At 60.4% G+C, this 21,860-nt stretch carries 27 protein-coding genes and 1 tRNA gene; 11 read left to right on the forward strand and 17 right to left on the reverse strand.

Annotated features, from left to right (window positions below):
- Window positions 1-369: 369 nt before the first annotated feature.
- The 5 genes from ACVOLR_RS15160 to ACVOLR_RS15180 all read right to left on the reverse strand — a co-directional run bounded on the left by ACVOLR_RS15160 (window position 370) and on the right by ACVOLR_RS15180 (window position 3,910).
- Window positions 370-795, reverse strand: coding sequence for a hypothetical protein (locus tag ACVOLR_RS15160; RefSeq protein WP_481537162.1), 426 nt, complete (start codon window positions 793-795; stop codon window positions 370-372).
- Window positions 796-1,216: 421 nt separating this feature from the next.
- Window positions 1,217-2,296, reverse strand: a complete 1,080-nt coding sequence (locus ACVOLR_RS15165; RefSeq protein ID WP_481537163.1) for a hypothetical protein — start codon at window positions 2,294-2,296, stop codon at window positions 1,217-1,219.
- Window positions 2,297-2,423: 127 nt separating this feature from the next.
- The gene (locus tag ACVOLR_RS15170) at window positions 2,424-2,888 is read right to left on the reverse strand and encodes a hypothetical protein (protein WP_481537164.1); all 465 of its coding nucleotides are present in this window, start codon (window positions 2,886-2,888) and stop codon (window positions 2,424-2,426) included.
- 109 nt (window positions 2,889-2,997) lie between these two features.
- Entirely contained in the window at window positions 2,998-3,456 is a 459-nt protein-coding gene (locus ACVOLR_RS15175) for a hypothetical protein (RefSeq protein ID WP_481537165.1), read from the reverse strand.
- Window positions 3,434-3,910: a Panacea domain-containing protein gene (locus tag ACVOLR_RS15180; protein WP_481537166.1), complete on the reverse strand. Its 477-nt coding sequence runs from the start codon at window positions 3,908-3,910 to the stop codon at window positions 3,434-3,436. The genes ACVOLR_RS15175 and ACVOLR_RS15180 overlap by 23 nt, the downstream gene beginning before the upstream one ends.
- Before the next feature lie 399 nt (window positions 3,911-4,309).
- Between ACVOLR_RS15180 and ACVOLR_RS15185 the strand changes: the two genes are divergently transcribed.
- On the forward strand, window positions 4,310-5,494 hold the full coding sequence (locus ACVOLR_RS15185; RefSeq protein WP_481537167.1) for an integrase arm-type DNA-binding domain-containing protein: 1,185 nt from the start codon (window positions 4,310-4,312) through the stop codon (window positions 5,492-5,494).
- Between the two features lie 29 nt (window positions 5,495-5,523).
- On the opposite strand, the gene ACVOLR_RS15190 is transcribed toward ACVOLR_RS15185, so the two are convergent.
- On the reverse strand, window positions 5,524-6,153 hold the full coding sequence (locus ACVOLR_RS15190) for a BAR domain-containing protein (RefSeq protein WP_481537168.1): 630 nt from the start codon (window positions 6,151-6,153) through the stop codon (window positions 5,524-5,526).
- Between the two features lie 110 nt (window positions 6,154-6,263).
- Here ACVOLR_RS15190 and ACVOLR_RS15195 point away from each other — a divergent pair, with 110 nt between their 5' ends.
- The 3 genes from ACVOLR_RS15195 to ACVOLR_RS15205 all read left to right on the forward strand — a co-directional run bounded on the left by ACVOLR_RS15195 (window position 6,264) and on the right by ACVOLR_RS15205 (window position 7,741).
- Window positions 6,264-6,464, forward strand: coding sequence for a helix-turn-helix domain-containing protein (locus ACVOLR_RS15195; protein WP_481537169.1), 201 nt, complete (start codon window positions 6,264-6,266; stop codon window positions 6,462-6,464).
- Between the two features lie 105 nt (window positions 6,465-6,569).
- A complete protein-coding gene (locus tag ACVOLR_RS15200; RefSeq protein WP_481537170.1) occupies window positions 6,570-6,953 on the forward strand; it encodes a hypothetical protein in 384 nt (127 codons plus the stop codon).
- A 275-nt stretch (window positions 6,954-7,228) separates the two neighbouring features.
- Window positions 7,229-7,741 (forward strand): hypothetical protein, encoded by a 513-nt coding sequence (locus ACVOLR_RS15205; RefSeq protein WP_481537171.1) that lies wholly within the window; start codon window positions 7,229-7,231, stop codon window positions 7,739-7,741.
- A 170-nt stretch (window positions 7,742-7,911) separates the two neighbouring features.
- Here ACVOLR_RS15205 and ACVOLR_RS15210 read toward each other — a convergent pair whose 3' ends face one another.
- Window positions 7,912-8,154: a hypothetical protein gene (locus ACVOLR_RS15210; RefSeq protein ID WP_481537172.1), complete on the reverse strand. Its 243-nt coding sequence runs from the start codon at window positions 8,152-8,154 to the stop codon at window positions 7,912-7,914.
- Between the two features lie 226 nt (window positions 8,155-8,380).
- Here ACVOLR_RS15210 and ACVOLR_RS15215 point away from each other — a divergent pair, with 226 nt between their 5' ends.
- The 6 genes from ACVOLR_RS15215 (at window position 8,381) to ACVOLR_RS15240 (ending at window position 12,876) form a co-directional block, all read left to right on the forward strand.
- On the forward strand, window positions 8,381-8,683 hold the full coding sequence (locus ACVOLR_RS15215) for a helix-turn-helix transcriptional regulator (protein WP_481537173.1): 303 nt from the start codon (window positions 8,381-8,383) through the stop codon (window positions 8,681-8,683).
- 91 nt (window positions 8,684-8,774) lie between these two features.
- On the forward strand, window positions 8,775-10,034 hold the full coding sequence (locus ACVOLR_RS15220; RefSeq protein WP_481537174.1) for a phage major capsid protein: 1,260 nt from the start codon (window positions 8,775-8,777) through the stop codon (window positions 10,032-10,034).
- A gap of 246 nt (window positions 10,035-10,280) precedes the next feature.
- On the forward strand, window positions 10,281-10,658 hold the full coding sequence (locus ACVOLR_RS15225) for a hypothetical protein (protein WP_481537175.1): 378 nt from the start codon (window positions 10,281-10,283) through the stop codon (window positions 10,656-10,658).
- A gap of 379 nt (window positions 10,659-11,037) precedes the next feature.
- Entirely contained in the window at window positions 11,038-11,610 is a 573-nt protein-coding gene (locus tag ACVOLR_RS15230) for a hypothetical protein (protein WP_481537176.1), read from the forward strand.
- 156 nt (window positions 11,611-11,766) lie between these two features.
- A complete protein-coding gene (locus ACVOLR_RS15235; RefSeq protein WP_481537177.1) occupies window positions 11,767-12,015 on the forward strand; it encodes a hypothetical protein in 249 nt (82 codons plus the stop codon).
- A 186-nt stretch (window positions 12,016-12,201) separates the two neighbouring features.
- Complete coding sequence (locus ACVOLR_RS15240; protein WP_481537178.1) at window positions 12,202-12,876, forward strand: hypothetical protein; 675 nt, start codon at window positions 12,202-12,204, stop codon at window positions 12,874-12,876.
- 141 nt (window positions 12,877-13,017) lie between these two features.
- Here the strand turns inward: ACVOLR_RS15240 and ACVOLR_RS15245 are convergent, their stop codons facing one another.
- From ACVOLR_RS15245 to ACVOLR_RS15270, 6 genes are all read right to left on the reverse strand, one after another.
- The gene (locus ACVOLR_RS15245) at window positions 13,018-13,515 is read right to left on the reverse strand and encodes a hypothetical protein (protein ID WP_481537179.1); all 498 of its coding nucleotides are present in this window, start codon (window positions 13,513-13,515) and stop codon (window positions 13,018-13,020) included.
- A 141-nt stretch (window positions 13,516-13,656) separates the two neighbouring features.
- Window positions 13,657-13,731: transfer RNA gene (locus ACVOLR_RS15250), tRNA-Val, on the reverse strand.
- 63 nt (window positions 13,732-13,794) lie between these two features.
- Window positions 13,795-14,148, reverse strand: a complete 354-nt coding sequence (locus ACVOLR_RS15255) for a PilZ domain-containing protein (protein WP_481530743.1) — start codon at window positions 14,146-14,148, stop codon at window positions 13,795-13,797.
- Window positions 14,145-15,104, reverse strand: a complete 960-nt coding sequence (locus tag ACVOLR_RS15260; RefSeq protein ID WP_481537180.1) for a DNA polymerase III subunit delta' — start codon at window positions 15,102-15,104, stop codon at window positions 14,145-14,147. Before ACVOLR_RS15260 ends, ACVOLR_RS15255 begins: the two co-directional genes overlap by 4 nt.
- Before the next feature lie 34 nt (window positions 15,105-15,138).
- Window positions 15,139-16,197: an endolytic transglycosylase MltG gene (gene mltG, locus ACVOLR_RS15265; RefSeq protein WP_481537181.1), complete on the reverse strand. Its 1,059-nt coding sequence runs from the start codon at window positions 16,195-16,197 to the stop codon at window positions 15,139-15,141.
- Window positions 16,198-16,269: 72 nt separating this feature from the next.
- On the reverse strand, window positions 16,270-17,622 hold the full coding sequence (locus ACVOLR_RS15270) for an aminodeoxychorismate synthase component I (RefSeq protein ID WP_481537182.1): 1,353 nt from the start codon (window positions 17,620-17,622) through the stop codon (window positions 16,270-16,272).
- Window positions 17,623-17,782: 160 nt separating this feature from the next.
- Here ACVOLR_RS15270 and ACVOLR_RS15275 point away from each other — a divergent pair, with 160 nt between their 5' ends.
- Window positions 17,783-18,010, forward strand: a complete 228-nt coding sequence (locus tag ACVOLR_RS15275; protein ID WP_481537183.1) for a hypothetical protein — start codon at window positions 17,783-17,785, stop codon at window positions 18,008-18,010.
- Here ACVOLR_RS15275 and fabF read toward each other — a convergent pair.
- The 4 genes from fabF to fabD form a co-directional block, all read right to left on the reverse strand.
- Window positions 18,007-19,269: a beta-ketoacyl-ACP synthase II gene (fabF, locus tag ACVOLR_RS15280; protein WP_481537184.1), complete on the reverse strand. Its 1,263-nt coding sequence runs from the start codon at window positions 19,267-19,269 to the stop codon at window positions 18,007-18,009. The genes ACVOLR_RS15275 and fabF overlap by 4 nt on opposite strands.
- Window positions 19,270-19,392: 123 nt before the next feature.
- Window positions 19,393-19,632, reverse strand: coding sequence for an acyl carrier protein (acpP, locus tag ACVOLR_RS15285; protein WP_481517136.1), 240 nt, complete (start codon window positions 19,630-19,632; stop codon window positions 19,393-19,395).
- Between the two features lie 151 nt (window positions 19,633-19,783).
- Entirely contained in the window at window positions 19,784-20,527 is a 744-nt protein-coding gene (gene fabG / locus ACVOLR_RS15290; protein ID WP_481537185.1) for a 3-oxoacyl-ACP reductase FabG, read from the reverse strand.
- An 85-nt stretch (window positions 20,528-20,612) separates the two neighbouring features.
- Window positions 20,613-21,557 (reverse strand): ACP S-malonyltransferase, encoded by a 945-nt coding sequence (gene fabD, locus ACVOLR_RS15295; RefSeq protein WP_481537186.1) that lies wholly within the window; start codon window positions 21,555-21,557, stop codon window positions 20,613-20,615.
- Window positions 21,558-21,860: the final 303 nt, after the last annotated feature.

The raw sequence follows: 21,860 nt of genomic DNA on the forward strand, positions 1-21,860 counted from the left end.
AATAGCCCCGGAAGCGCACCGCGCCAAGCCGGAACCACCGCGAAATGAATGGGTCGCCAGCGACCCGCGGCAAAGATAGCCTGCCGGGCGCGGAAAGCGGAGTGAAACGGTTAAAAAGCCGGTTGAAGCGTAATGCCGTTCATTTAGACGACCCAGCTAGGAGAACAAGCAGATTGCCACCGCAGCCCGGCATCGATGTAGCCCGGGTAAGCGCAGCGCACCCGGGGGCCGTCCGCGAGCAACCTGAAACACCAAGAGACCCCAACCTCCCGGGCGCGCTGCGCTTACCCGGGCTACATAACGACCCGAAGCGGCCAATAGATCTCAAGCAATACAGCCCGCCTACAGAACAGACAGGCGCGACCGATTTCAGTGAATATTCGGCCCTTCGATTCCGCTCTCCAACCAAGCCTCAACCTGCGGCAACAACGCCACAACCGAAGCCGCCAACTGGTCGTATTGGCTCTGCTCGCTGCCGAACCCCTTGAACGAGAAACCGCGGAAGTCCTTGTGCTGTTCCGTATCGATCAAGCGCTTTCTAAGCAACGGATCCGTCTCGAACACCCGCTTCGGCGCCTCCCCTGAGTCGGGATCAACCCAGATCGCCGGAACGCGACTGAACTCCAGGATGAAGCTACCGCCATACGTCCAGTACTGGATAGACAGGAAGTCGCGGTGAGCATCACTTGAGCGAGCGAAGTTTGCTACGCCGCTTCCGCCGAAGCCGAGCCGGCGAATCTCTGGCAGCAGGATCTTCTTGATTGAAATGGCCATCAGCTGACCGGGATTTTTCACGAATTCGTGTTCCTGAACTAAAACAAAGCGCGATCAGACATCAGAACAAAGACGCCTGCCATTACGAACCCGACTTGGGCCTATGCCCATGCTCTCGCCGATCGATTCCCCGTGCCAAACCTTCGGCATAAGTGAACCTGACCCCGTTGTTGCTGATGGCCTGAAAGGCCGCCGGGCCTCCATAAATTCCAGAGTGTTGCCTTCGCCATGAACGTGGACCGACCTTTGCCGCTACCTGCTATGCGAGGTGCCCTCACTACTGTCCCCGGAAGTACTGGTCTGCGGAATTGGCAATAGTGTCCTGATTTTCATGCTGTTGGCCTTCAGGGATAGCGCAAGTTGTGCGCCTTTTTGTGCACCTCTGTTCTTGGAACTACGTGGAACGTCATGGAAGAGCATGAAAAGCATGGAAGTAGCGGTCCTAAGCAGATTGTTCCCGACGCCGAGCCGTTTGTATTTTTCGGCTGATTTCTTTGGTTACAGCCGCTGCTTCCTTCAAGCCATCTAAGTTCATCGGAGTAGGAGCATGCAGCCTTGGGACAACAACTGTCCGAACGATGGGTTTGGCGCCGACGCAATAGAACAGCCCCGTACCCTGCCTATTGCACTCATCCACGGCGTATCGGATAACCAAATTGTCAGGGTCGAGTCCGGTCGCACACGCTGCAAGCTGGGCCTCTCGACCAAGATCTGCGGTGATGCCGTGTGCTTTTAGGGATTCTCGATAGGGAGGGGAGAAAACCCAGAGCGGATAAGCTCTGCCGCGGGTCTGCACGGACACTACCTCCAGCACTAAGCCGGAATCCTTCAAGCACCACCATGCAGCCCAGAATCGAGCCATCGCTTGATCCGCGTCCTCCCCGTATAGCGATCGCATAACTGAAGGTGGCGCGTACCAAGTCCTGTCCTCATCTTCGGCGACAAGCCAAAGATTTGTCCCAGCCATATCCCCCTGGTACCCCAGCTCGAAGTCATCGCCGGCGTGCCCTTCATGACGCCATTTCTGGAATGTCATGGAATCAGGGGGGCACCCGAACCACTCTGCATAGTCGGTGTTCGCATAGACATGGAGGAGGAGCAGTAGCGCGTCACGGATAACTTCGCGCTCTTCATCTTCTCGCGCCAAAAGCCTAGCCAAAGGAGAACCATACTCAGGGTGACGCTCTAGCAACAACGAGGGCAGGTACGCATAGTTTCCTTCCCATGCATCGAGGCGATACACCACGGCGTTCCCTTTGCGACGCTTCGTCTCCTTCAGCAGTCCGTGCTGCTTCCCGTCTCCATTGTCCAGTGAAAGAAGGTCAGCCATCACGCGCTTTGACCGGAAGTCCGTGCAGCCGATTGTGAGACGAATAGACTTTGCCCCCGCTGCGGTGACCTCTCGGCCTTTATCGAATGCATAGCCACACAGCGTGACGTAGCCTGCCAGCATTTCTGGGCCTTCTGATGCATTCACGATGGTACGAGCCGCATCCATCGAAACTTTGAAATAGCCTGCCATCTCCCCTCCCAGAAGAGGCCAGCGTTACACTGGCCATATCCTTGAAGCTTAGTCGAACTCCTGAAGCCCGCGCTGCGAAGTGACATCACCGCCTGGAGTGAACTCATCAAGAATATCCAATAAACCATTACGTCCGCTTGCGCCGCTGCACCACAATTTGCTGAGTGATGCGGCGATTTATCTTGCGCTTCCACTCAAGCTGCTTGTCGGACAACTTCCTCTTGAGTCGTGTCTGAAGGAGAAATGCATACTCGGTTTCGTAGATGTAATTCATCCTCCTTCCATGTTCAATGACATCGAAATTTGCGTTTGCATAAGGGTCTTTAGCAATACGTTTCAACCCATCGAACAGGGTCCCTGTATCGATACCAATGAAGCGATTGATGCACACATTCCCCACGTAAGTTGACTCAGCTGTAACGCGATTCGTTATGTAGCAATGCTCTTTGATCTCCTGCCCACATGGGCAACTATCAAACTCCTCAGTTATCTCCACACCTACGAGATCCCATTCAAGTCGAGCAGCTTCAAAATTTCCGGCATGAGAGAGTGGAAGTATGTGCGCTTTCAATCTCTCAAAATTGTGTTCCATCGCGGCCTCCTCAAAAATCTCTCTATCCCAGAATATTTAGAGACTGACCCTTCCAGACCAATTCATGTCGCCCAAAAAGAAAGCCCTACGATATAGCCGCGGGGCTTTTCTATTTACTACCGTTAGAGGACTTGTTGTCCATCACCCGGCGAGCATACCCTCCGACCAATCCCGAGAATAGAACTGTCGTCAGAATCCCTTGGATGCGACTCAACTGGTCTTCGGACAAGAACCCGAGGTTACAAGGCAAAAGCAAATGCCAAGCCCAGAACAGGAGCCCTACGGCCAGAAGGATTGCCGCCAAAACGAGGAAAAACTTGGCGAGCTGGTGAACAATCCCGCGCAATGACTCCATGCGCTTGTGATCATTCTTTCTTTCGACTTTCTCCAGATCGTCTTCTGCTGCTAGAGCATTACTCTCTCGAGTGGCTAGATCGTCATTGAGACCGAGAGCCCAAGCCTCAAGGACATCACCGTAGTCCGGACCATCGCCGATCTGCGGTAGTTGAGGAAAAGGAGCATCGTCGTCAAACGGCAAATCGTCATCAATGGGCGGCTGCTTGGGCATCCTTGCCTCTCACCGATTTAGCCTTGTAGTAGGTTTCGATCAAATCGTTAGGAATCGCGGCATTCTTCCCAGCACGACTCCACGAAATTTCCCAAGGCGTACCAGGCTGGTGAGTCATTGCTGACAGTTGGATACCTGTGAACTTCCCATAGATGTCCACCACCTGATCAAGAATACTGCGCTCCACCGCAGTGAACTCAACTTGCGGCGCTGGGAGGCTTCTCACGGGCAAGCTACGGTAGTGCTTAATTGCATGATAAAGCGTAGGGATGACCGGGCCGTACTGCCAAGCCTCAACTTGCTCATCAAGGAGCACCTTGCCCGTAAGCCCCAGCATCCAACCATGGGCAATGTAAGTCAGCTTGATCAACTGCATAGGCGTGACGTCACCGTCGCCCTTCTGGGCACAACGAGTCAATATGTACTGAGCGACTGCGGTTGCAGGTGCAGACATAGCAGACCTCCTAGTCTACGTTTCGGCCATGATCAAACGATCTGAAGCACGAGTGCCTAAGAACTATGGCATACGGCAGTCTCACCACATGGGAGACACGCGAGCCTGTTCAAATGTAGGGATGAGGCAGTCAGCAGCAAGGCCGCCCACCCTAGTCTTCCCAATTGCAGTTACCGTGCACTTACGAAAAAACCGGCTTTCGCCGGTTTTGTCTGCAACACTCAAATTTCTATGGTGGGCGGTACAGGGATCGAACCTGTGACCCTTGCCGTGTGAAGGATTAGATAGGGCCTTATCCCACAAGGCTTCGCATCGTAAGCCATTGATTTAATGGCTCGTTGCATATCATTGAGTTTGGCTACACACTGCTTTTTGCAGGATATTTGCAGGAGCAAGACGATGCCAAAGGTCACCAGAGAAGCACTTACCCGGAAAACTGTGGATGCGGCGAAGGCCACCGGCAAGGCTTATCGCCTGCGTGATGCCACTGTCCCCGGGCTCGTGCTGAGGGTATCTGCCGTCGGCGCCAAGACCTGGGCGGTGGTGTGGGGCCGCGGCCAGGAGAAAGCCTTTGCGAACTATCCGGCAACAACGCTGGAGGCCGCACGCGAGGCTGCACGCCGCCTGTCATCGGAGATCGATCAGCACGGCGCTCCCTTGGCCGTTATCACACCCAAGAGCGAACTCACCGTCGCCGATATTTGCAGGGACTATGTGACGTCACTGAAGAAAGACGGCCGCGACACTGCATCTGCTGACGCTGACCGTCGGTTTGAGCGATGCCTCTACAGCGACAAGCTGGGAAAGGTCCGGCTCAAGGATCTGCACCAGGACCACATCGAGGCCTGGCGCGATCGCGTGGAGAAGGGCGAGCTCCCTCCCCTGCCCGCGAAGCGTGGTCGACCGCCTGTAGCGAAGCCCTTGGCCAAGTCCAGCGTCAACCGGATGCGCACAGTGCTGGTGGCCGCCCTGAATCACGCTGTGGCCCGCCGCAAGGCATCCCCAGACGTGGCTTTTGAGTGGAACGCGGTGAAGCCCCTGAAGGACGCCAGCCAGCGCCGTGGCCTGTACCTGGAGCGGGAGCAGCGCCGCGCGCTGTTGGAGGCTGCTGACGGCCCTGTGCGCGACCTGATCGAATGTGTGGCCCTGACGGGTTGCCGGCCAGGTGATCCGGCCCTGTGCTTACGCTCAGACTACGACGGCCGAACCGCCAGCGTCCGGTTTCGCAGCAAGGACCACGACCGGAAAATTCCGCTTTCCCCGGCTGCAAGCGCCCTGTTCGACCGCTTGGCCAAGGGCAAGCTACCGAAAGCCCACCTGTTCACCCAGGACGGCAAGAAGGCTTGGACGGCGGATGCCTGGAGCGAACCTGTGCGGTCCGCTGCAGCGCGCGTTGCGCTGCCAGAAGGCGTCACGCTGTACACGCTGCGCCACTGCTGGATCACTGACGCCATCGTGGGCGGTATGGATCTACTGACCGTGGCGAAGCTGGCAGGCACGTCGCTGGCGATGATCGAGAAGCACTACGGCCACCTAGTGCAGGGCGCTGCGCGCGACAAACTGGCGCAGGTGCAGTTCCTATAGCCTCGCCAATCAGCGTGGTTATAAGCGGATTACTTGCCCTTCCGTGTGCTCGCCGCAGCTTCGTAGATGTCCAGCAGCGAACTCCCCCTGGCGGGCGGTTGCAGATCTAGCAGCCGTACGAGTGAGGCGAACTGCAGCGGCTTCCCGCGCGTGGTCAGATCAACAGCAATTGCGCGGATATCACTCCATCGATCCCAAACCAATTCCCAGTAAAGTCGGTCAACTTCCGCGTACAACTCGCTGGCATCGCCACCGGCTTGAGACTGAGCCTTACGCCGCTCCCGGATCTCATCCTCCAATTGACCAAGATCGTGCGACCTATCTACGAGCTCGCACGCAGCTGCATCCTCAAAATTGAGTAGTGCGGGGGCAGCGCGATAGACCTCAAGGAAACGCCGCGGCTCAACATCGTGTTTCCATGCTTGGTCCACGATATCGGCAATCGTTTCGAAATTACGGCCAACCTCCTGGGAGTTGAGCCCCATTTGGACGGCCCATTCAACGGCCTGGCTGAGGGATCGGTGCTGCGCACGCGCAAGCATCTCCAAGCCGAACTTGAGCTTTGGCGACAGCCGGACGCTGAACTGCTCCAGTTTCTCCGCCTCAGCCTTTTTCGGCCGGCCGGGTGCTCGCTTGTTTGTCTGCTTGGGTTTGCTCATAGGGCGATTTTTCCAGTTTGAAAAAACTGTTGCAAGCCCCTAGGCGCAGTGATAGCGTTTGACTACGTTTTGCACACTGCAAAACCTGTCCAACCTACGGAACCCGAACAATGAATGACCAGGAAAAGCTCAGCTACAACGTGGATGAGGCGCTAGCCGCCACCGGACTGAACCGAAACGCCCTCTACCGCGCCATCAGCGCGAACCAGATCAAGACCTTCAAGGTGGGGAAGCGCCGCATGGTTTCGGCCCGCGCGCTGCGCGAGTTCATCGAAGCCCGGGAGAAAGAAGCAAGCAGCGCCGCTGCCTGAGGGGTAAGCCGTGTGCCGAGAACCACAAAGAGAAACGGCCCGAGCGGTTGCAGCCGCCCGAGCCGTAGAAGCCAAGACCGAATCCGTACCAGGAACGCTCTGACCATGGATCACATCGTACACCACGCCGGGCCCGAGGCAATCGGGCAATCATCCAGCCCCGCATCAGACAATTCCTACGCCAAACCTAAGCCTTTTCAACACTGGACTGACGAGCACTGGCAAGAGCTAGGTATCCGGCCAAACATCGGTTACAGGATGGCACGCATCGACCGTGCGCTGCAGGGCCTTTGGGCAATTCATCAACTCCAGGCAATCAATTTTGCAGCCACTCAAGAAGAGGAAGTGGGCGAGAACTCCGGCCTGCTCAGGCTTACTGGCAGTCAGCAGGATGGCCTAAACGCCGCAGCGTGGAGTCTCCACTGCGACGCAGCACGCGCAATAGAGAACTTGCGAGACAACCTCGACAACTGCTGGGGCACGCCATGAGCGCGCGCGCTGCCCGGCCTGACCCAATCGCCTGTGACTGCTGCGGGAAGACCCTGCAGCCTGTGTACGGCTCATTCCACCGTGTAGAGCGGGAGTTTGGCTGGTGCTCCCTTCCCTACGTGCTGTGCGGTTCGTGCGCCCTGCAGCATCGCAGGGGCGCGAGTGAGGCCAAGGTAAGGGAATGGGTACTCACCCGAGCTTCGCGCGCTGGGCAGACCTGGCGCGCTGCCGTGGCGCAGATCGTTGACGGGGCGTGACGCCTTGGAGCGCTGACGATGGCAGATGAGTACCGCAAGCACATTCCCGATCGAAACCGCCCCAAGCACAAGGGGAGGCGTTCCAGCGATACGTTCGTGCGCCTGCCCCACCCGATGATCCAGTCGCCTGCGTTCTTCGCCCTGAGCGGAGCGGCAATGAAGATGCTGCTGTTCCTGGCAAGTCAGTACAACGGCCGCAACAACGGCGATCTGGCAGCCACCAAGACGATGCTAGAGGACGCCGGGGTATGCGCAGGCAGCAAGGCAAGGGAACTACTGGCGCAGTTAGAGGAGGCTGGGTTCGTCGTGCAGACACGCCACGGCATCAAGAAACAGTGCCACTTGTACGCGATCACCTGGTGCGGGATCGACACATGCCCAGGCAAGAACTTGGAGATAGCGCCGGGTCCACCTCGCAACGATTGGAGAAAAACGCATCTTCAACACCCCCCAGGGGTGCAAACAGAAACGCAATCTCAACACCCCTCAGGGGACCACCTAACACCCCTCAGGGGTGTAAAAGCAGCATGAGCAGAGCCATAAACACCCCTCAGGGGTGCATATACGCCCGATTCGGCACTTTTAAACACCCCTCAGGGGTTCCCTTTATAGATATCTACCAAGCGGGAGCGCAGCGGACGCTTGGGCTGTTGCTCTGCTCCACGACTTCAGAGCTTCAACGCACTCCCACCTCGGCCGGATCACTCATCTCCGCCACTGAGGAGCTTGAGATTTCCGTCGTACTCAACAGACCTAATGCTGGACTCGTAGGCTGCCGCTGCCGCCAGAGCTTGGGCCTCCGAATGAGGGTCAACGGAATACGGAACCAAGCTGGAGAAATCAGTACCAGTCTTCGTAACTCGAATTGCCGGGTACCAGTGAGCAGGCTCGGCATCGACATAAACGGCTTCTGCAGAAATCTGGTAACCATCTACAACACGCATGGGATAGCTCCTGAGGTACTGCAGGCGAATGTAGCATCAGGAGCACAGTGCCCATGTGCCAATCGCATACCGCTGGCACGTTTAGGCACTATCCAAGCCCGCGACCGGCACTCTCTGGCACTGCGGCTGGCTGCACGCCGCACCATCGGCCGTAACGAGCCCGTTACTGGAACTGTTCCTCTTTCGGGACGGTTGCACGCGAGCGGCACTCACCTGGAGCACTCGATTGAAACCCCGTAACCAACTGGCCCGCAGCTTGGACAGCTTGCGGGCGACGATGGATGGCCGTGTCGATGCAACAGCTGCACAGCTTCGTCAGCAGGCCGAGCAGCAAGGCATGTGGCTTAGCGCCGATGGGAGGATTGGAGAAGCGGACCTCGCCAAGTTGATCGGCATCTCGCCTGGCACGCTGGCGAACAAGCGCAGGGAAGGCACAGCGCCTGACAGCTTCTCGCTCGGCGGTGGCCGTCACAAGATCACCTACCGTCTGAGCGATGCCGCGCGCTGGCTTGAATCACACCGGCAGTAAGTTGAACAACGCAACCCCATGCAACCCCACTCTGCCTAATGGTGGGCTCGCGCACTGAAAAGGAGACTGAGCTTCTACACAGGAGCCCAGTATGACCAAGCAAACCAAGATCGCCCGCGGCCTCCAGTCCGTGCGAGCAGAGACCGAATCAGCAGACGTGGCAGCCGTCGTCGGCCAGTTGAACGCCGCCTTCGATCAGTTCAAGGCAAAGCACTCCGCCGAGGTGGACGCAGTTCGGAAGCAGGTAGACGAGAACTCCACCGCGCTGGCCGCCTTCCAGATGAATGGCGTTGGTGGTGACCAACCCGCTGCCGACCTGGACGGCGCAGGCATCAAGGTGCTGCGCACGCCGGCCGACTTCAAAGCCCATTACGCAAACCGCCGTGATGGCAATGACTCGCAGCGCAGCAACGACACCACGCTGACCGATTTCATGCGTGGCGTCGCAGGCATGAGCAGCACCGATACCGTGATGGCTTCGCTTGCCATCGGCACCGACAGCGCCGGCGGCTACGCCGTTCCGGACGTGGTGATGCCCGGCATCCTGTCCGCACTGGTGCCGGCGTCCTCGCTGCTGCAGGCCGGTGCCGGTATCGTGCCAATGGAGTACGGCGCTAAGTCTGTGTCCACCGCAGCTATCGACACGCTGCCAACTGCAAGCTGGCGCAATGAGCTGGGTAACATCGGCGAGAGCCAACCCACACTGCGTTCCGTGCAGGCCGTCCCCCGCAGCTTGGCCTGCATTGTGCGCGTGTCGCGTGAGCTGCTGGCCGATGGTTCGGACGTGGACCGCGCGCTGCGCTTGGTGATCGCCCAGGCCTTTGCCAAGGAGCTGGACCGCGTCGGCCTACTGGGCTCCGGTACCGCGCCCGAACCTCGCGGCCTGCGCAACACCAGCGGCATCAACGTGGTGGAACTGGGTGCGAACGGTGCAGCGCTGGACAGCTACCGTCCCCTGCTCATGGCGTACGGCAAAACCATCGACCAGAACGCCCCTGTGCCGACCGCTGCCATCATGGCCGGCCGCACGCTGCTGGACTTCGAGGGCTTGGCCGACACCACTGGCCAGCCGCTGCAGCGCCCGCGACTGATCGCCGGCATGAACTTCGTAGCCACCAGCCAGCTGCCCGTCGATGTCGATGCTGGAACCTCCAGCGACACCAGCGAGATCTTCACCGGCGACTTCTCTGGCCTGTACTTCCTGATGCGTGAGTCGCTGTCCATCCAGCTGCTGCGCGAGGCCTACGCCAAGACCGGCGAGATCGGCTTCCTGTGCCACGTGCGCGCCGATGTGGTCATCAACTACCCGCAGCAGTTCACAGTGATCACTGGCGTGCGCCCGGCTGAGTAATGCATCAAGTCCGGGGCTGCGCCTCGCCCGGCAAGGACCAGCCAGCGGTGTCCTTAACAACACTGGCAGCCAGGGCAAGCGGGACTCGCGTTGCGAGCACCTCACGGTGTTGATGCGCTTGTGACCTGGCCTCACCCACCCGGGGGAGTCGAAAGTCTGAGGAGGTTGGCCTCCCGATACGTGCGCCCTCCTTTCTTCGCACATCCGCAATTGGAAATACGACCCCCTCGGGGTCCTGGAGCAACCATGGCCAAGCCACGAACCCCCACCAAGAAAGCCAAAGTATCCGGCGCAACACTGAAAGATCCCGGTCGCTTCAAAGACCGCAAAGAGCCGGCAAACCCCAGCCCCATCGGCGCGCCCTACAAGGGCATGACGCCCGCCCAAGTGAAGGTCTGGAAGGAGTGCGCCGAGAACATGCCCTGGCTCAACGCATCCCACCGCCTGCTTTTGCGCCAAGTGAGCATCTTGGCCGCACGAATGGAAACCGACGCAGAGGTAGGCGTATCGGCAATGCACGCGCTCAGCGCGATGCTGTCCAAGCTTGGCGCGACGCCTACCGATGAATCAAAGGTGGACCATCCGGATGGCGATGAAGATTCGGACGACAAGTTTTTTCATTAGGCCCTTCAAATAAGCCGGATCGCCGCCAAAGCTTCACAGGCGGCGTGCAGGCTTATGCAGCTAAGCCGTGCGGGAAGCGGTCGAAGCCCCGCCAACGAGCCTGGAGAGCGCCGCAGTGCAGACCCGCTAGAAGCAGCACCGAGCTCAGATCAAGGTGGCGGCGATGGACCAGCTCTTAGGCCATGCCTGGCGATACCGGGGCTTAGAACCGTTTCTTGGCGGGGTCTCGCCGCTACCCGCGCGACACTGACAATAAGTCGTCCAAGCCATGGCCCTAGACCACGAGCAAGCAGTGCGCTCGGCTCCGCAGAGGCATAGCAGGATTGCCGGTTGAGTCTCCGCGCTTCATGCTTCCCTCCTCTGTGGAAAGGAAATCCAGATGGCCGACTCGCTGTATTGCCCGTTTCTCTTTGGATTCCCCTGTCTTAAACCGGAGGTCTGGGCTGCTTGGGCACAAGCCGTCCTGTCCGCCTTGGCAATCTATGCTGCAGGCCGCATCGCGGCTAAGCAAGAGAAGCAGGCGTTCCGCCGCAAGGCGGATGCCTGCCTCGGGCTTATGTCGCATGCTGAGCAAACTCTCTTCATGGCGCTGGAGAATCCCAGCTCCGATGAGACAAAAATGCTCGTCGGAACAGTGCTCGATCAGCTTCGTTCCGTTCCCATGGATGCTGTTCCCGACCTGCGATTGATGACGATCATCAACCGCGCTGCGCGCAGAATTGCCAGACTCAACGCTGAGCTGACTGCTGCCCCGAGCGCGTCCGCCGCTATAAATGCTGGAAGAATTCTCGGCAGAAGGCGTCTTATTGCCGCAATGGTCAACGAGATCTCGATGGACACCCTGGAAATGATGAATCTCGTCAGCGCTGTCATGGGAAGAACCCTTCTGGATCGAGTGAAGGTCTGGTTGTCTTTTCATCGCCCTCATCATGCGGCAGCCTCCGATGAATGAGTGCTGTGACGACGCAGCTCTTTCCAAAAGCTCGAATGACGCAGCGCGTTACGCAACCCTCCGATTCTTCCCAGTCGTCTCCCATAACTCGGCGCGCGCCTACCCCGAACCCAGCCCGGCAAGCCGGGGCCATTCATTGAGCAACCCGGAGGATTTGTGCAGGATCATCAGATTTCCACCACTGGCTTTCGCCGCTTGGTGATGCTGCTCAATGCAGGCTGGGCCCCTGTCCTGCCCTCGCCGACGGACGGCATGATGCTGACTAGGCCGGCCGGCTTCGGACGGACCAAAACCGCGTTCGTGTTCGACAACGGCACCACCGTCCTGGACGCACCAGATGGTGGCGAGATTCGCATCCGCAGCTATGACGAAGACGACGCGCTGCTAGCGCACCTGATGAGGTAACCGGGTAGCAGGTCGGCTCGGGCGGAGGCCAGTGACACACCTATCGGCGGCACCTTGCTGATGGCGACACTGACAAAGGACCGAACCGAGATGCAGCGTCTTTCCGGATGATCGGGCGCTGGACCTTGTTGCCGATTGAGCGTCCGCGCTTCATGCTTATTCCCACTTAACAGGGGGGAAGAATGGATGAATTGCGAATGGATTGGCTGGTGCGCGTTAACTGCCGCGGAACAAGCCGCATGGGTTCAGGCAGTGGGAAGCATCACAGCTATCGCGGTAGCCATAGTCATCCCGAGGAATTCAGAACGGCGGCGGGAGCTTCGTGAAGTCCAAAAAGAGCACCAAGAAAGAGCGAAAGAAATAGCGATTGCCCGCTCCCATTCGGTGAATCTTATTAAGGAGCTTGATGTAGTGAGTGAGACGCTCCATAACAAAGCGAAGGATCTCGAAACTTGGTCTGGTAGCAATGTGACAAACCTAGCCAAGGCTCCTTGGGGCAATCCGCCCGGCGGTGGTCGCGCATACAGGACGCGTACGGGACGCGAAACGGAGGAAATTTCCAGCATGGCCACTACGCTCCACCAAATGCTCAGCTCCTTCGAAGTCTCGAAGGAGATGCGGGAAAATGCCCCCAGGCTCGCCTTCATGCCAGCTACTGGCGACACCCTCCTTTCAGTTGTCGTGTCCTTGGATCAGTTGCACGCCGCGACAAGGGCGGCTTGGAAGTCAATGGCCAGCGATGAGTTCAAATCAAACCCATTTTTGCAGCTCAAAGATGCCTGTGAACATACAAAGGGTCTTGCAGACAAGGCCCGCAAAGAGCTGATCAGCCTTTTCCCTCACGCCATCAAGGTTGAATAGCACTTCTCGTCATATTCATCTGGCGTCGCTGCCTGGGTACAAATCGGCAAGCAGCGAAGAAAGTCAGACGAACACAGAGGCGCACATGTAGTTACCACCGACATAAAGCCCCGCTACCTGATGGTGCGGGGCTCTTTACATCTACCATCCACTGGAAACAACAGTGTCCTTTGCGCCCAATGCGTCGAGCGTCAGCAAGCGCCAAGACTCTGTTACCGTTAACTTGCCTTGCGGATAATCGTCGCTGACAGACCAATCAGACATTCTCAGGAATTGCCGGTCATATCCACCACTACGATCACCACGCAGCAATACGAGAAATGGACCCTCCGTCGCGAAGATAATAGCCCCAGGCTTTTCTTGGTCCGAAGTACTTTGAAACGTATCCGGCAGTTCCAAGAGTATTTTATTTGTGGGGCGGACAAGCACCTCCACCTTCACATTTGCACGGCGATACTGACGCACTAAAGGCCCGTCTTCGGAAAAATCTACGATACAGCCCGAAGAATCATCACCTTCTGTACTAGCTACCAAAGAGAGGGCCGGAGTGGCATCTTGCCTCGAAGCCTTCCAAAAAAAAGTTCCCGGCTGCAAAGTGGAAAGTCCAGTCGCTCGATATTGGTCCAGATCTGCAATCATGTCGCCCCCCCGTCGTGTCCGAGCACCAAGGCTAACCGAAGGCGATCCCGGCCGCCATTGCGCCCCCAACGGTTTGCAGGAGCGTTGCAGGACAACAAAAAACCGGCTTTCGCCGGTTCTTCTGCAACACTTTGATTTATATGGTGGGCGGTACAGGGATCGAACCTGTGACCCTTGCCGTGTGAAGGCAATGCTCTACCGCTGAGCTAACCGCCCGTGTTGCGAGCCGCTCATTATAGGGGGCTGAGCGAACACGTCAACATCTTTCTTCACGCGATTTCACATCGTCTGCGTCGGCTTGTCCGAGCTTGATGTGCCGGCCAGCAGGGTCTCGATCTTGTTGCGGATGGCCTCGCCGTCGGCGCCCTCGGCCAGCTGCACACCAATGCCGGCCTGGCGGTTGCCCTGTGCGCCCAGCGGGGTGACCCAGACCACTTTGCCGGCGACCGGCAGGCGCTCGCTGGAGTCCGGCAGGGTCAGCAGCAGGAACACCTCGTCGCCGAGGAAGTAGCGCTTGGGCGTGGGTACGAAGACGCCACCGTTCTTCACGAACGGCATGTAGGCGCCGTACAGCGCTGCCTTGTCCTTTACCGCCAGCGAAAGGATGCCCTGGCGGGCGTTCATCGCACTCATCGAATTGTCCCCTTGGATTGCACTTGGTTGGCCGCGCCCCATGCCAGCAGCAGCTCCACCACGGCCAGGTCGGCGCGGATGGTGGTGCGCAGCAGATCGCGGGTGCGATTGGCGGCATCAAACCAGGCGGCCAGCTTGTTCAATCGGGCCGGATCGGTCAAGCCGTCGGCCGCTTTCTTCAGTGCCAGGTCGGCGGCATGGCGCAGGCGCAGGTCGGCGTTGTCGTCGCCGGTCCAGCGCTGGGCCAGCTCGACGCTGCCCAGCTTGCCGGCCAGCAGTTGCTCCAGCTCGCTGGCGACCTGCCGGCGCAGGGCCATGCCCTCGCCTTGCAGCCACTGGTCGGCCAATGCCGGGTGGCCGCGGGTGGCGTCCAGCGCTTCACGCGCTACGCCTTCGGTATAGCCGCGTGACTGCAGCCAAGCCATGGCTTCCTCACGCGGTGGCATGCGGAACTCCAGCCGCTGGCAGCGGCTGCGGATGGTCTGCGGCAAGCGCGCCGGGTCGGCGCTGAGCAGCCACAGGTAGCGACCGGGCGACGGCTCTTCCAGCGTCTTCAGCAAGGCGTTGCAGGCGGAACGGTTGATGGCATCGGCCGGATCAACAATAACCACCTGGGCCACGCCGTAATGCGGAGTCAGCGCCAGCTTCTGCGAGATCTCACGCACCTGATCGATGACGATCTCGGTGCGCAGCTTGTCGCCGGTCTTGTTGGGGATGAAGCTGGTGAACTGCAGGTCCGGGTGGGTGCCGGCTGCGATCAACTGCGCGTTGCGCTGACGTGCCGCCGGGTCCGCGCCGTGGTTGAGCACATGCGCGGCCAAGCGTAGCGCCACTGCGCGCTTGCCCATGCCGGCCGGCCCGCACAGCAGCAAGCCATGCCCAAGTCGGCCCACGTCCAGCGCGGCCACGGTCTGGTCATAGACGCGCTGCTGCCAAGGGGCGAGTGCTTCGCTCATCGGGACATCCTGTACATCATTCGGGTCATGCCACTCATTGCGCCGCCGCCTCGCTGCGCTTCGCACGCAGCCGCTTCAAATACTCGGCCACGGCGGTGCTGTGATCGGTATAGGACGCGGAGAACACGTGCGCGCCACTGCCATCGCCGACGGCGACGAAGTACAGCGCATCGCCCGGTGCCGGCTTGGCGGCGGCATGCAGAGCGTCGCGGCCGGGCATGGCGATCGGGGTCGGCGTGAGACCGGCGCGGGTATAGGTGTTGTACGGCGTGTCGGTGGTCAGGTGCACCTTGCGGATATTGCCGTCGTAGGCGCTGCCGATGCCGTAGATCACGGTCGGGTCGGTCTGCAGGCGCATGCCCATCTTCAGGCGGCGCGCGAACACGCCGGCAATCTGCGGGCGCTCGCTGGCCAGGCCGGTTTCCTTCTCGATGATGGAAGCGAGGATCAGCAGTTCGTACGGCGTTTTCAGCGGCAGATCGTCGCTGCGCTCGGCCCAGGCGGCGGCCAGTTCCTTTTCCATCGCGGTGTAGGCGCGCTTGAGCACGTCCACATCGCTGTCGCCGCGCTGGTAGACGTAGGTTTCCGGCAGGAAGCGGCCTTCCGGATGCTGGTCAGGGAAACCGAGCTTGGCCATCAGCTCGGTGTCGGCCAGATCGGTGGTCTCGTGCTGCAGCGGCTGCGCACGCGCCAAGGCGGCACGCACCTGGCGGATGTTCCAGCCCTCGACGATGGTGACGCGGTATTGCAGCACCTTGCCCTGGCGCATGTTCAGCAGCAGCTGGCGCGGCGTGGGTGCCGGCTCCAATGCGTATTCGCCGATCTTGAGCTTGCCGGCGGCATCGAGCTGACGGGCGAGCACCTGCCATTGCAGGTCGTCGCCTTCGTCGACGCCAGCCGCACGCAGCTTGCGCAGCACGCTGGTGAGCGAGTCACCGGAGGCGATGGTGATGCTTGCCTCGGACGGGGTCAGCGGCGCATCGGCAAAACTGCTCTGCCGTTGCCACAACCAGGCCGCACCTGCGCCAGCCAGGGCAAGCAGCACTAGCAGCACCGCCAACACCAGCAGACATCCGCGCTTGGCACCCGCCATGGTCACCCCGTCTTCAAAGAATGGACGCGCAGGATACCGCGCTGGCGGCAACGCCAGCCAAAACGGCGTTCATCATTGTGGATCGAGCGCACGCAACAGCCCGCGCGCCTTGGCCCGGGTTTCGTCCAGCTCCTTGTCAGCCACCGAATCCACCACGATGCCGGCACCGGTACGGAAGCTGGCGGTGCTGCCCTGCACTTCCGCGGTGCGGATCAGGATGTTCAGGTCCATGTCGCCATCGCGGTTCAGCCAGCCGAAGGCGCCGGTATAGGCACCGCGTGCGGTCTGTTCGAGCTCGGCGATGATCTCCATGCAGCGCACCTTGGGGCAGCCGGTAATGGTGCCGCCGGGGAAGGTGGCGGCGATCACCTCGCCCGGGGTGACTTCAGGGCGCAGGCGCGCACGCACGTTGCTGACGATATGGTGCACATGGGCATAGCTCTCCACGATCATCAGTTCATCGACTTCGACGCTACCGGGCGCGGCGATGCGGCCCAGGTCGTTGCGTTCCAGGTCGATCAGCATCACGTGCTCGGCGCGTTCCTTGGGATGGCCGACCAGTTCCTGGATGCGCGCGGCATCGTCGTCGCCTGCGAAGCGCGGACGTGTGCCGGCAATCGGACGGGTCTGCACAACATCGCCGCTGACCGAGACCAGGCGCTCCGGTGAGGAGCTGACCACGGCGCGTCCGGCGGCTGTAAACAGGCCGGCGAACGGTGCGGGGTTTGCGGTGCGCAGGCGTGCGTACAGCGCTTCCGGTGCGAGCGGCGTGTCGAACTGCGCTTGCCAGCGGCGCGAGAGGTTTACCTGGAATACGTCGCCGGCGTGCAGGTAATCGATGACCTTGTGCACGCCATCGGTGAAGCGCTCGCCTGCGTCTTCGTTGATGGAGGTTGGGCCGTTCCAATGCGGCAGGGCTGGCAGCTGCTCAGCTTCGGCTTGATCGTGCTGGAGCTGGCTGAGCAGGTCTGCTGCGTCGTCTTCGGCGATGGCGATGCAGCGGCCGCTGTCGCGCTCGCGCAGTACCGCTGCTGGGCAACGTAGTGCGATCGCGGTTGGCAGGCCGTCAGTGCGCTGTGGCAGCTGCAGGATCGGTTCGACTTGTTGTGCGAGTTCGTAATCGAGCAGCAAGGCCCAGCCGCCACGGAACGGGATGTCCGCTTCCATCGGGTTGCGGGCTTGGCGCAGGGATTGCCAGTCGCGGTCGAGTGCGGAGAGGAAATCGCCTTCGACTGCGCTGCCGTCTTCGCGCTGCAGACTGCCGTCGGGGTTGAGCAGGAGTTGGCTGCCGTTGGCGATCAGCAGCATGTCCCACTGGCCGAGCTTGCCGGCAGCAGTGGATTCAAGCAGGACCGGATAGCGATGCGGTGCGAGCCGATGCAGCGCCAGCAGGTCGGTGTCGGCGTGCAGGGGGAGGATGTGCATCGTGGGCCCAGAATGTCAGAAATGCAGGCTGTTCCCTTCTCCCGCCTGCGGGAGAAGGTGCCCGAAGGGCGGATGAGGGGAGCTTTTAAAGCTATTAAAGCCTTTGGAGCTTTAAAGCTGCCCTCACCCCAACCCCTCTCCCGCTTGCGGGAGAGGGGCTTTGAGCAAAGCATTGAGCAAAGCTACAGCCAAAAGCGTCAGGCAAAGCGGCAAGCAAAAGCTTCAAGCAAGGCAACAAGCAACAGCTTGGAGCAAAGCGACGAGCGGGAGCTTCAAGCCAAACGACAAGCACAAGCTTCAAGCAACAGCTTCGAGCAAAACGACGAGCAAGAGCTTCAAACAAAAACAACGAGCAGGAGCTTCAAGCATCGCTCCAAAACCGCGTTAGATCCGCTTGAACACCAGCGTGCCGTTGGTGCCGCCGAAGCCGAAGCCGTTCGACATCACCACGTCCACGTCGGCCTTGCGGGCCACCTTCGGTACGTAGTCCAGGTCGCAGCCTTCGCTCGGGTTTTCCAGGTTGATCGTCGGAGGGATGATGCCGGTGTTCAACGCCATCACCGAGAAGATCGCTTCCACGCCGCCCGCTGCACCCAACAGGTGGCCGGTCATCGACTTGGTCGAGCTGACCAGCATCTTGTAGGCGTGCGCGCCGAAGGCGGTCTTCATTGCCATGGTCTCGCCCAGGTCGCCCAGCGGCGTGGAGGTACCGTGTGCGTTGAGGTAGCCCACCTGTTCCGGGGTGACGCCTGCGTCCTTCATCGCCGCGACCATGCAGCGGGCGGCGCCTTCGCCGTTCTCGCTCGGTGCGGTCATGTGGTACGCGTCGGAGCTTGCGCCGAAGCCGGCCAGCTCGCAGTAAATCTTGGCGCCGCGTGCCTTGGCGTGCTCGTACTCTTCCAGGATCAGGATGCCAGCGCCGTCGCCCAGCACGAAGCCGTCACGGCCCTGGTCCCAGGGACGCGAGGCCTTTTCAGGCTCGTCGTTGCGGGTCGACATGGCCTTCATCGCACAGAAGCCGCCCAGTGCGGTCGGCGAGGAGCCACGCTCGGCGCCACCGGCAACCATCACATCGGCATCGCCGTACTGGATCATGCGCATCGCCGTACCGATGGAATGATTGGACGTGGCGCACGCCGACACTGCCGAGAACGACGGGCCCTTCAGCCCGGCGATGATGCTCAGCTGGCCCGGCAGCATGTTGATGATGGTCTTGGGCACGTAGAACGGCGAGATCTTCTTGCCTTCGTGGAAATCGATGGTCTGCTCTTCGATGCCGAGCAGGCCGCCGATACCGGCACCGACGATGGCGCCAATGCGCTCAGCGTTGGCGTCGGTGATTTCCAGGCCCGAGTCGTGCAGCGCCATGAAGGCGGCACCCAGGCCGTAATGGATGAACGGGTCCATTTTCTTGGCATCCTTGCCACTGACCCGATACTTGCCGAACAAGGGGTTGTCGGCGGTGATGTCGAAATCCCTGACCTCACCTGCAATCTTGGTGGTGAAGCGCTCCAGGTAGCCATCAATGACATTCGTCAACGGGCCAATGCCCGAGCGGCCATTGATGATGCCTTCCCAACTGCTGGCCAGATCATTGCCCAGCGGCGACACCATGCCCATGCCGGTAACAACTACGCGACGACTCATTGCGGATTCTCCTGGCCCCGCACGCGGGGAGATTGAAGCTTAAAAGCACAGGGCCGCATCAGCGGCCCCATGGGTTTGCAACGCGGAAGACATGCTTGCCAACCGCGCCTTGTCAGACCTGGATCAGGCCTTGACGTGTGCCTTGACGTAGTCGATGGCAGCCTGGACGGTACCGATCTTCTCGGCTTCTTCGTCCGGGATTTCGCACTCGAACTCTTCTTCCAGCGCCATCACCAGCTCAACGGTGTCAAGCGAGTCTGCGCCCAGGTCATCGACGAACGATGCGCTGGTGGTGACTTCTTCTTCCTTGACGCCAAGCTGCTCAATAACAATCTTCTTGACGCGTTCTTCGATGGTGCTCATTAGGATATCGCTCCAGATGGAGTAGTGGTTCAAAAGACGCCAGCCCCCAGGGCTGGCCGTGGGATAGTGTAGTGGAAACCGTCGCGGCGGTGTTTCTGAACAAAAAAGCCGCAACAATCAACCACTTGGGTGCAGTCCGTGCACACCACGCTTACGGCATGTACAAACCGCCGTTCACGTGAAGGGTTTCGCCGGTGATGTAGCTGGCCGAGGGACCGGCCAGGAACGCCACCGCTTTAGCGATGTCTGCCGGCTCGCCGAGGCGGCCCAGCGCGACCTGGCCGAGCATCGCCGCCTTGGCGTCCTCGGGCAGATCCTTGGTCATGTCCGTGTCGATGAAGCCCGGTGCGACCACGTTGACGGTCACGCCGCGGCTGCCGATTTCCTTGGCCAACGACTTGGAGAACGCAATGATGCCAGCCTTGGCGGCGGCATAGTTGGCCTGGCCGGCATTGCCGGTAACGCCGATGACCGAAGCGATATTGATGATGCGGCCCTTGCGCGCCTTCATCATGCCGCGCATCACCGCCTTGGAGGTGCGATACACGCTGGTCAGGTTGGTATCAAGGATGGCCTGCCAGTCCTCGTCCTTCATGCGCATCAGCAGGTTGTCGCGGGTAATGCCGGCATTGTTGACCAGGATGCTGATGGCACCGAATTCCTTGCTCACCGCATCGATCAGCGCATCCACCGCGCCCGGCTCGGTCACGTTCAGTGCGCGGCCGTGGCCACCGAGTGCTGCCAGACGCGTACCGATCGCGGCAGCGCCGTTGTCGGTGGTGGCAGTGCCGATGACGGTCGCGCCCAGCGCGGCCAGTTCGTCGGCAATGGCGGCACCGATGCCGCGGCTTGCGCCGGTAACCAGCGCGATTTCACCCTGCAATGGCTTGCTCATTTCTGTTCCTTTTGTGCATGGCACCGCGCACGCGCAGCGCCCATCATGACCAGGCGCAGGCTGCGCCCGTGCCGCAATCGGTTGCTCAGTTTGCCCACTCTTCCAGCGCACCGGCAAAGTCTGCCGGGGTGGCGAGCGGACGCCCTTCGATGTTCTTGTCGATGCGCTTGACCAGACCGGTCAGCACCTTGCCCGGGCCGCATTCGGCTATGCGGGTGATACCGCGCGCGGCCAGCGCCTGCACGCAGCCGGTCCACTGCACCGGCTGGTACAGCTGCTGCACCAGCGCCAGACGGATGGCATCCACGCCGTCATGCACCTGTGCGTCTACGTTCTGCACCACCGGCAGGGCCGGCTGCTGCCATGCCAGGCCGTTCATTACCGCAGCCAGACGGTTGGCGGCTTCGCGCATCAGCGGTGTGTGCGACGGCACGCTGACGGCCAGCTTCACCGCCTTGCGCACGCCCTTTTCAGCCAACAGCGCCAAGGCGCGGTCCACTGCAGCAGCGTCGCCGCCGATCACGATCTGACCGGGCGAGTTGAAATTGGCCGGCACCACTACCTGGCTGCCTGCGGCTTCGGCACAGACTTCCAGCACCAGCGCGTCTTCAGCGCCGAGCACGGCTGCCATCGCGCCAACACCGGTCGGTGCAGCGTCCTGCATCAGCTGGCCGCGCAGACGCACCAAGTGTGCGCCGTCGTGCAGCGTCAAAGCGCCAGCGGCGACCAATGCGGTGTACTCGCCAAGGCTGTGACCAGCCAGAACCGCCGGCTTGGCACCGCCCTGTGCATTCCACAGGCGCCATACCGCGATGCTGGCGGCCAGCAGGGCCGGCTGGGTGAATTCGGTGCGATTGAGCTGCTCTTCCGGGCCACCCTGCGACAGCGCCCACAGATCGACGCCCGCGCCTTCGGAGGCCTCGGCAAAGGTTTCACGGATCTGCGGATGCAGTTCAGCCAGTTCGGCCAACATCCCAATGGATTGCGAGCCCTGGCCGGGGAATACGAAAGCGAGTCGGGAGTCAGTCACGCGGTCTTCTGCTGCATCAATCGAAGCCGAGAATAATAAGCGCGAAAGCGCCCGCCCGTCTGTACTGGCGCGTATGCAGCAGCACGGCCTTGTAGTGCCGAGCCATGCTCGGCAGGGGCATTGCCGATAAAGCCTTGGCGCGTATGCAGGCTTTTCTTTGTAGGAGCGGCGTAAGCCGCGAAGCCACTGCAACGTCAACGGCGGTAAAGCCCCCCTCCCCAGCCCTCCCCTTGCCTGCGCCAAAGGGAGGGAGCGTAGTGCCGAGCCATGCTCGGCAGAGGCACCTGCCTCTTATACACATCT

Source organism: Stenotrophomonas sp. STEN030, assembly GCF_056759995.1.

Bases quoted from the DNA above. Each gene is read 5' to 3' on its own strand.
- ACVOLR_RS15200 (WP_481537170.1), top strand. From the start codon at position 6,570: ATGGATCACATCGTACACCACGCCGGGCCCGAGGCAATCGGGCAATCA.
- ACVOLR_RS15180 (WP_481537166.1), bottom strand. From the start codon at position 3,910: ATGTCTGCACCTGCAACCGCAGTCGCTCAGTACATATTGACTCGTTGT.
- fabG (WP_481537185.1), bottom strand. From the start codon at position 20,527: ATGAGCAAGCCATTGCAGGGTGAAATCGCGCTGGTTACCGGCGCAAGC.
- ACVOLR_RS15220 (WP_481537174.1), top strand. From the start codon at position 8,775: ATGACCAAGCAAACCAAGATCGCCCGCGGCCTCCAGTCCGTGCGAGCA.
- ACVOLR_RS15255 (WP_481530743.1), bottom strand. From the start codon at position 14,148: ATGAGTGCGATGAACGCCCGCCAGGGCATCCTTTCGCTGGCGGTAAAG.
- ACVOLR_RS15260 (WP_481537180.1), bottom strand. From the start codon at position 15,104: ATGAGCGAAGCACTCGCCCCTTGGCAGCAGCGCGTCTATGACCAGACC.
- ACVOLR_RS15210 (WP_481537172.1), bottom strand. From the start codon at position 8,154: ATGCGTGTTGTAGATGGTTACCAGATTTCTGCAGAAGCCGTTTATGTC.
- ACVOLR_RS15190 (WP_481537168.1), bottom strand. From the start codon at position 6,153: ATGAGCAAACCCAAGCAGACAAACAAGCGAGCACCCGGCCGGCCGAAA.
- ACVOLR_RS15175 (WP_481537165.1), bottom strand. From the start codon at position 3,456: ATGCCCAAGCAGCCGCCCATTGATGACGATTTGCCGTTTGACGACGAT.
- ACVOLR_RS15225 (WP_481537175.1), top strand. From the start codon at position 10,281: ATGGCCAAGCCACGAACCCCCACCAAGAAAGCCAAAGTATCCGGCGCA.
- ACVOLR_RS15245 (WP_481537179.1), bottom strand. From the start codon at position 13,515: ATGATTGCAGATCTGGACCAATATCGAGCGACTGGACTTTCCACTTTG.
- ACVOLR_RS15170 (WP_481537164.1), bottom strand. From the start codon at position 2,888: ATGGAACACAATTTTGAGAGATTGAAAGCGCACATACTTCCACTCTCT.
- ACVOLR_RS15240 (WP_481537178.1), top strand. From the start codon at position 12,202: ATGAATTGCGAATGGATTGGCTGGTGCGCGTTAACTGCCGCGGAACAA.
- mltG (WP_481537181.1), bottom strand. From the start codon at position 16,197: ATGGCGGGTGCCAAGCGCGGATGTCTGCTGGTGTTGGCGGTGCTGCTA.
- ACVOLR_RS15270 (WP_481537182.1), bottom strand. From the start codon at position 17,622: ATGCACATCCTCCCCCTGCACGCCGACACCGACCTGCTGGCGCTGCAT.
- ACVOLR_RS15185 (WP_481537167.1), top strand. From the start codon at position 4,310: ATGCCAAAGGTCACCAGAGAAGCACTTACCCGGAAAACTGTGGATGCG.
- ACVOLR_RS15165 (WP_481537163.1), bottom strand. From the start codon at position 2,296: ATGGCAGGCTATTTCAAAGTTTCGATGGATGCGGCTCGTACCATCGTG.
- ACVOLR_RS15205 (WP_481537171.1), top strand. From the start codon at position 7,229: ATGGCAGATGAGTACCGCAAGCACATTCCCGATCGAAACCGCCCCAAG.
- acpP (WP_481517136.1), bottom strand. From the start codon at position 19,632: ATGAGCACCATCGAAGAACGCGTCAAGAAGATTGTTATTGAGCAGCTT.
- ACVOLR_RS15195 (WP_481537169.1), top strand. From the start codon at position 6,264: ATGAATGACCAGGAAAAGCTCAGCTACAACGTGGATGAGGCGCTAGCC.
- fabF (WP_481537184.1), bottom strand. From the start codon at position 19,269: ATGAGTCGTCGCGTAGTTGTTACCGGCATGGGCATGGTGTCGCCGCTG.
- ACVOLR_RS15230 (WP_481537176.1), top strand. From the start codon at position 11,038: ATGGCCGACTCGCTGTATTGCCCGTTTCTCTTTGGATTCCCCTGTCTT.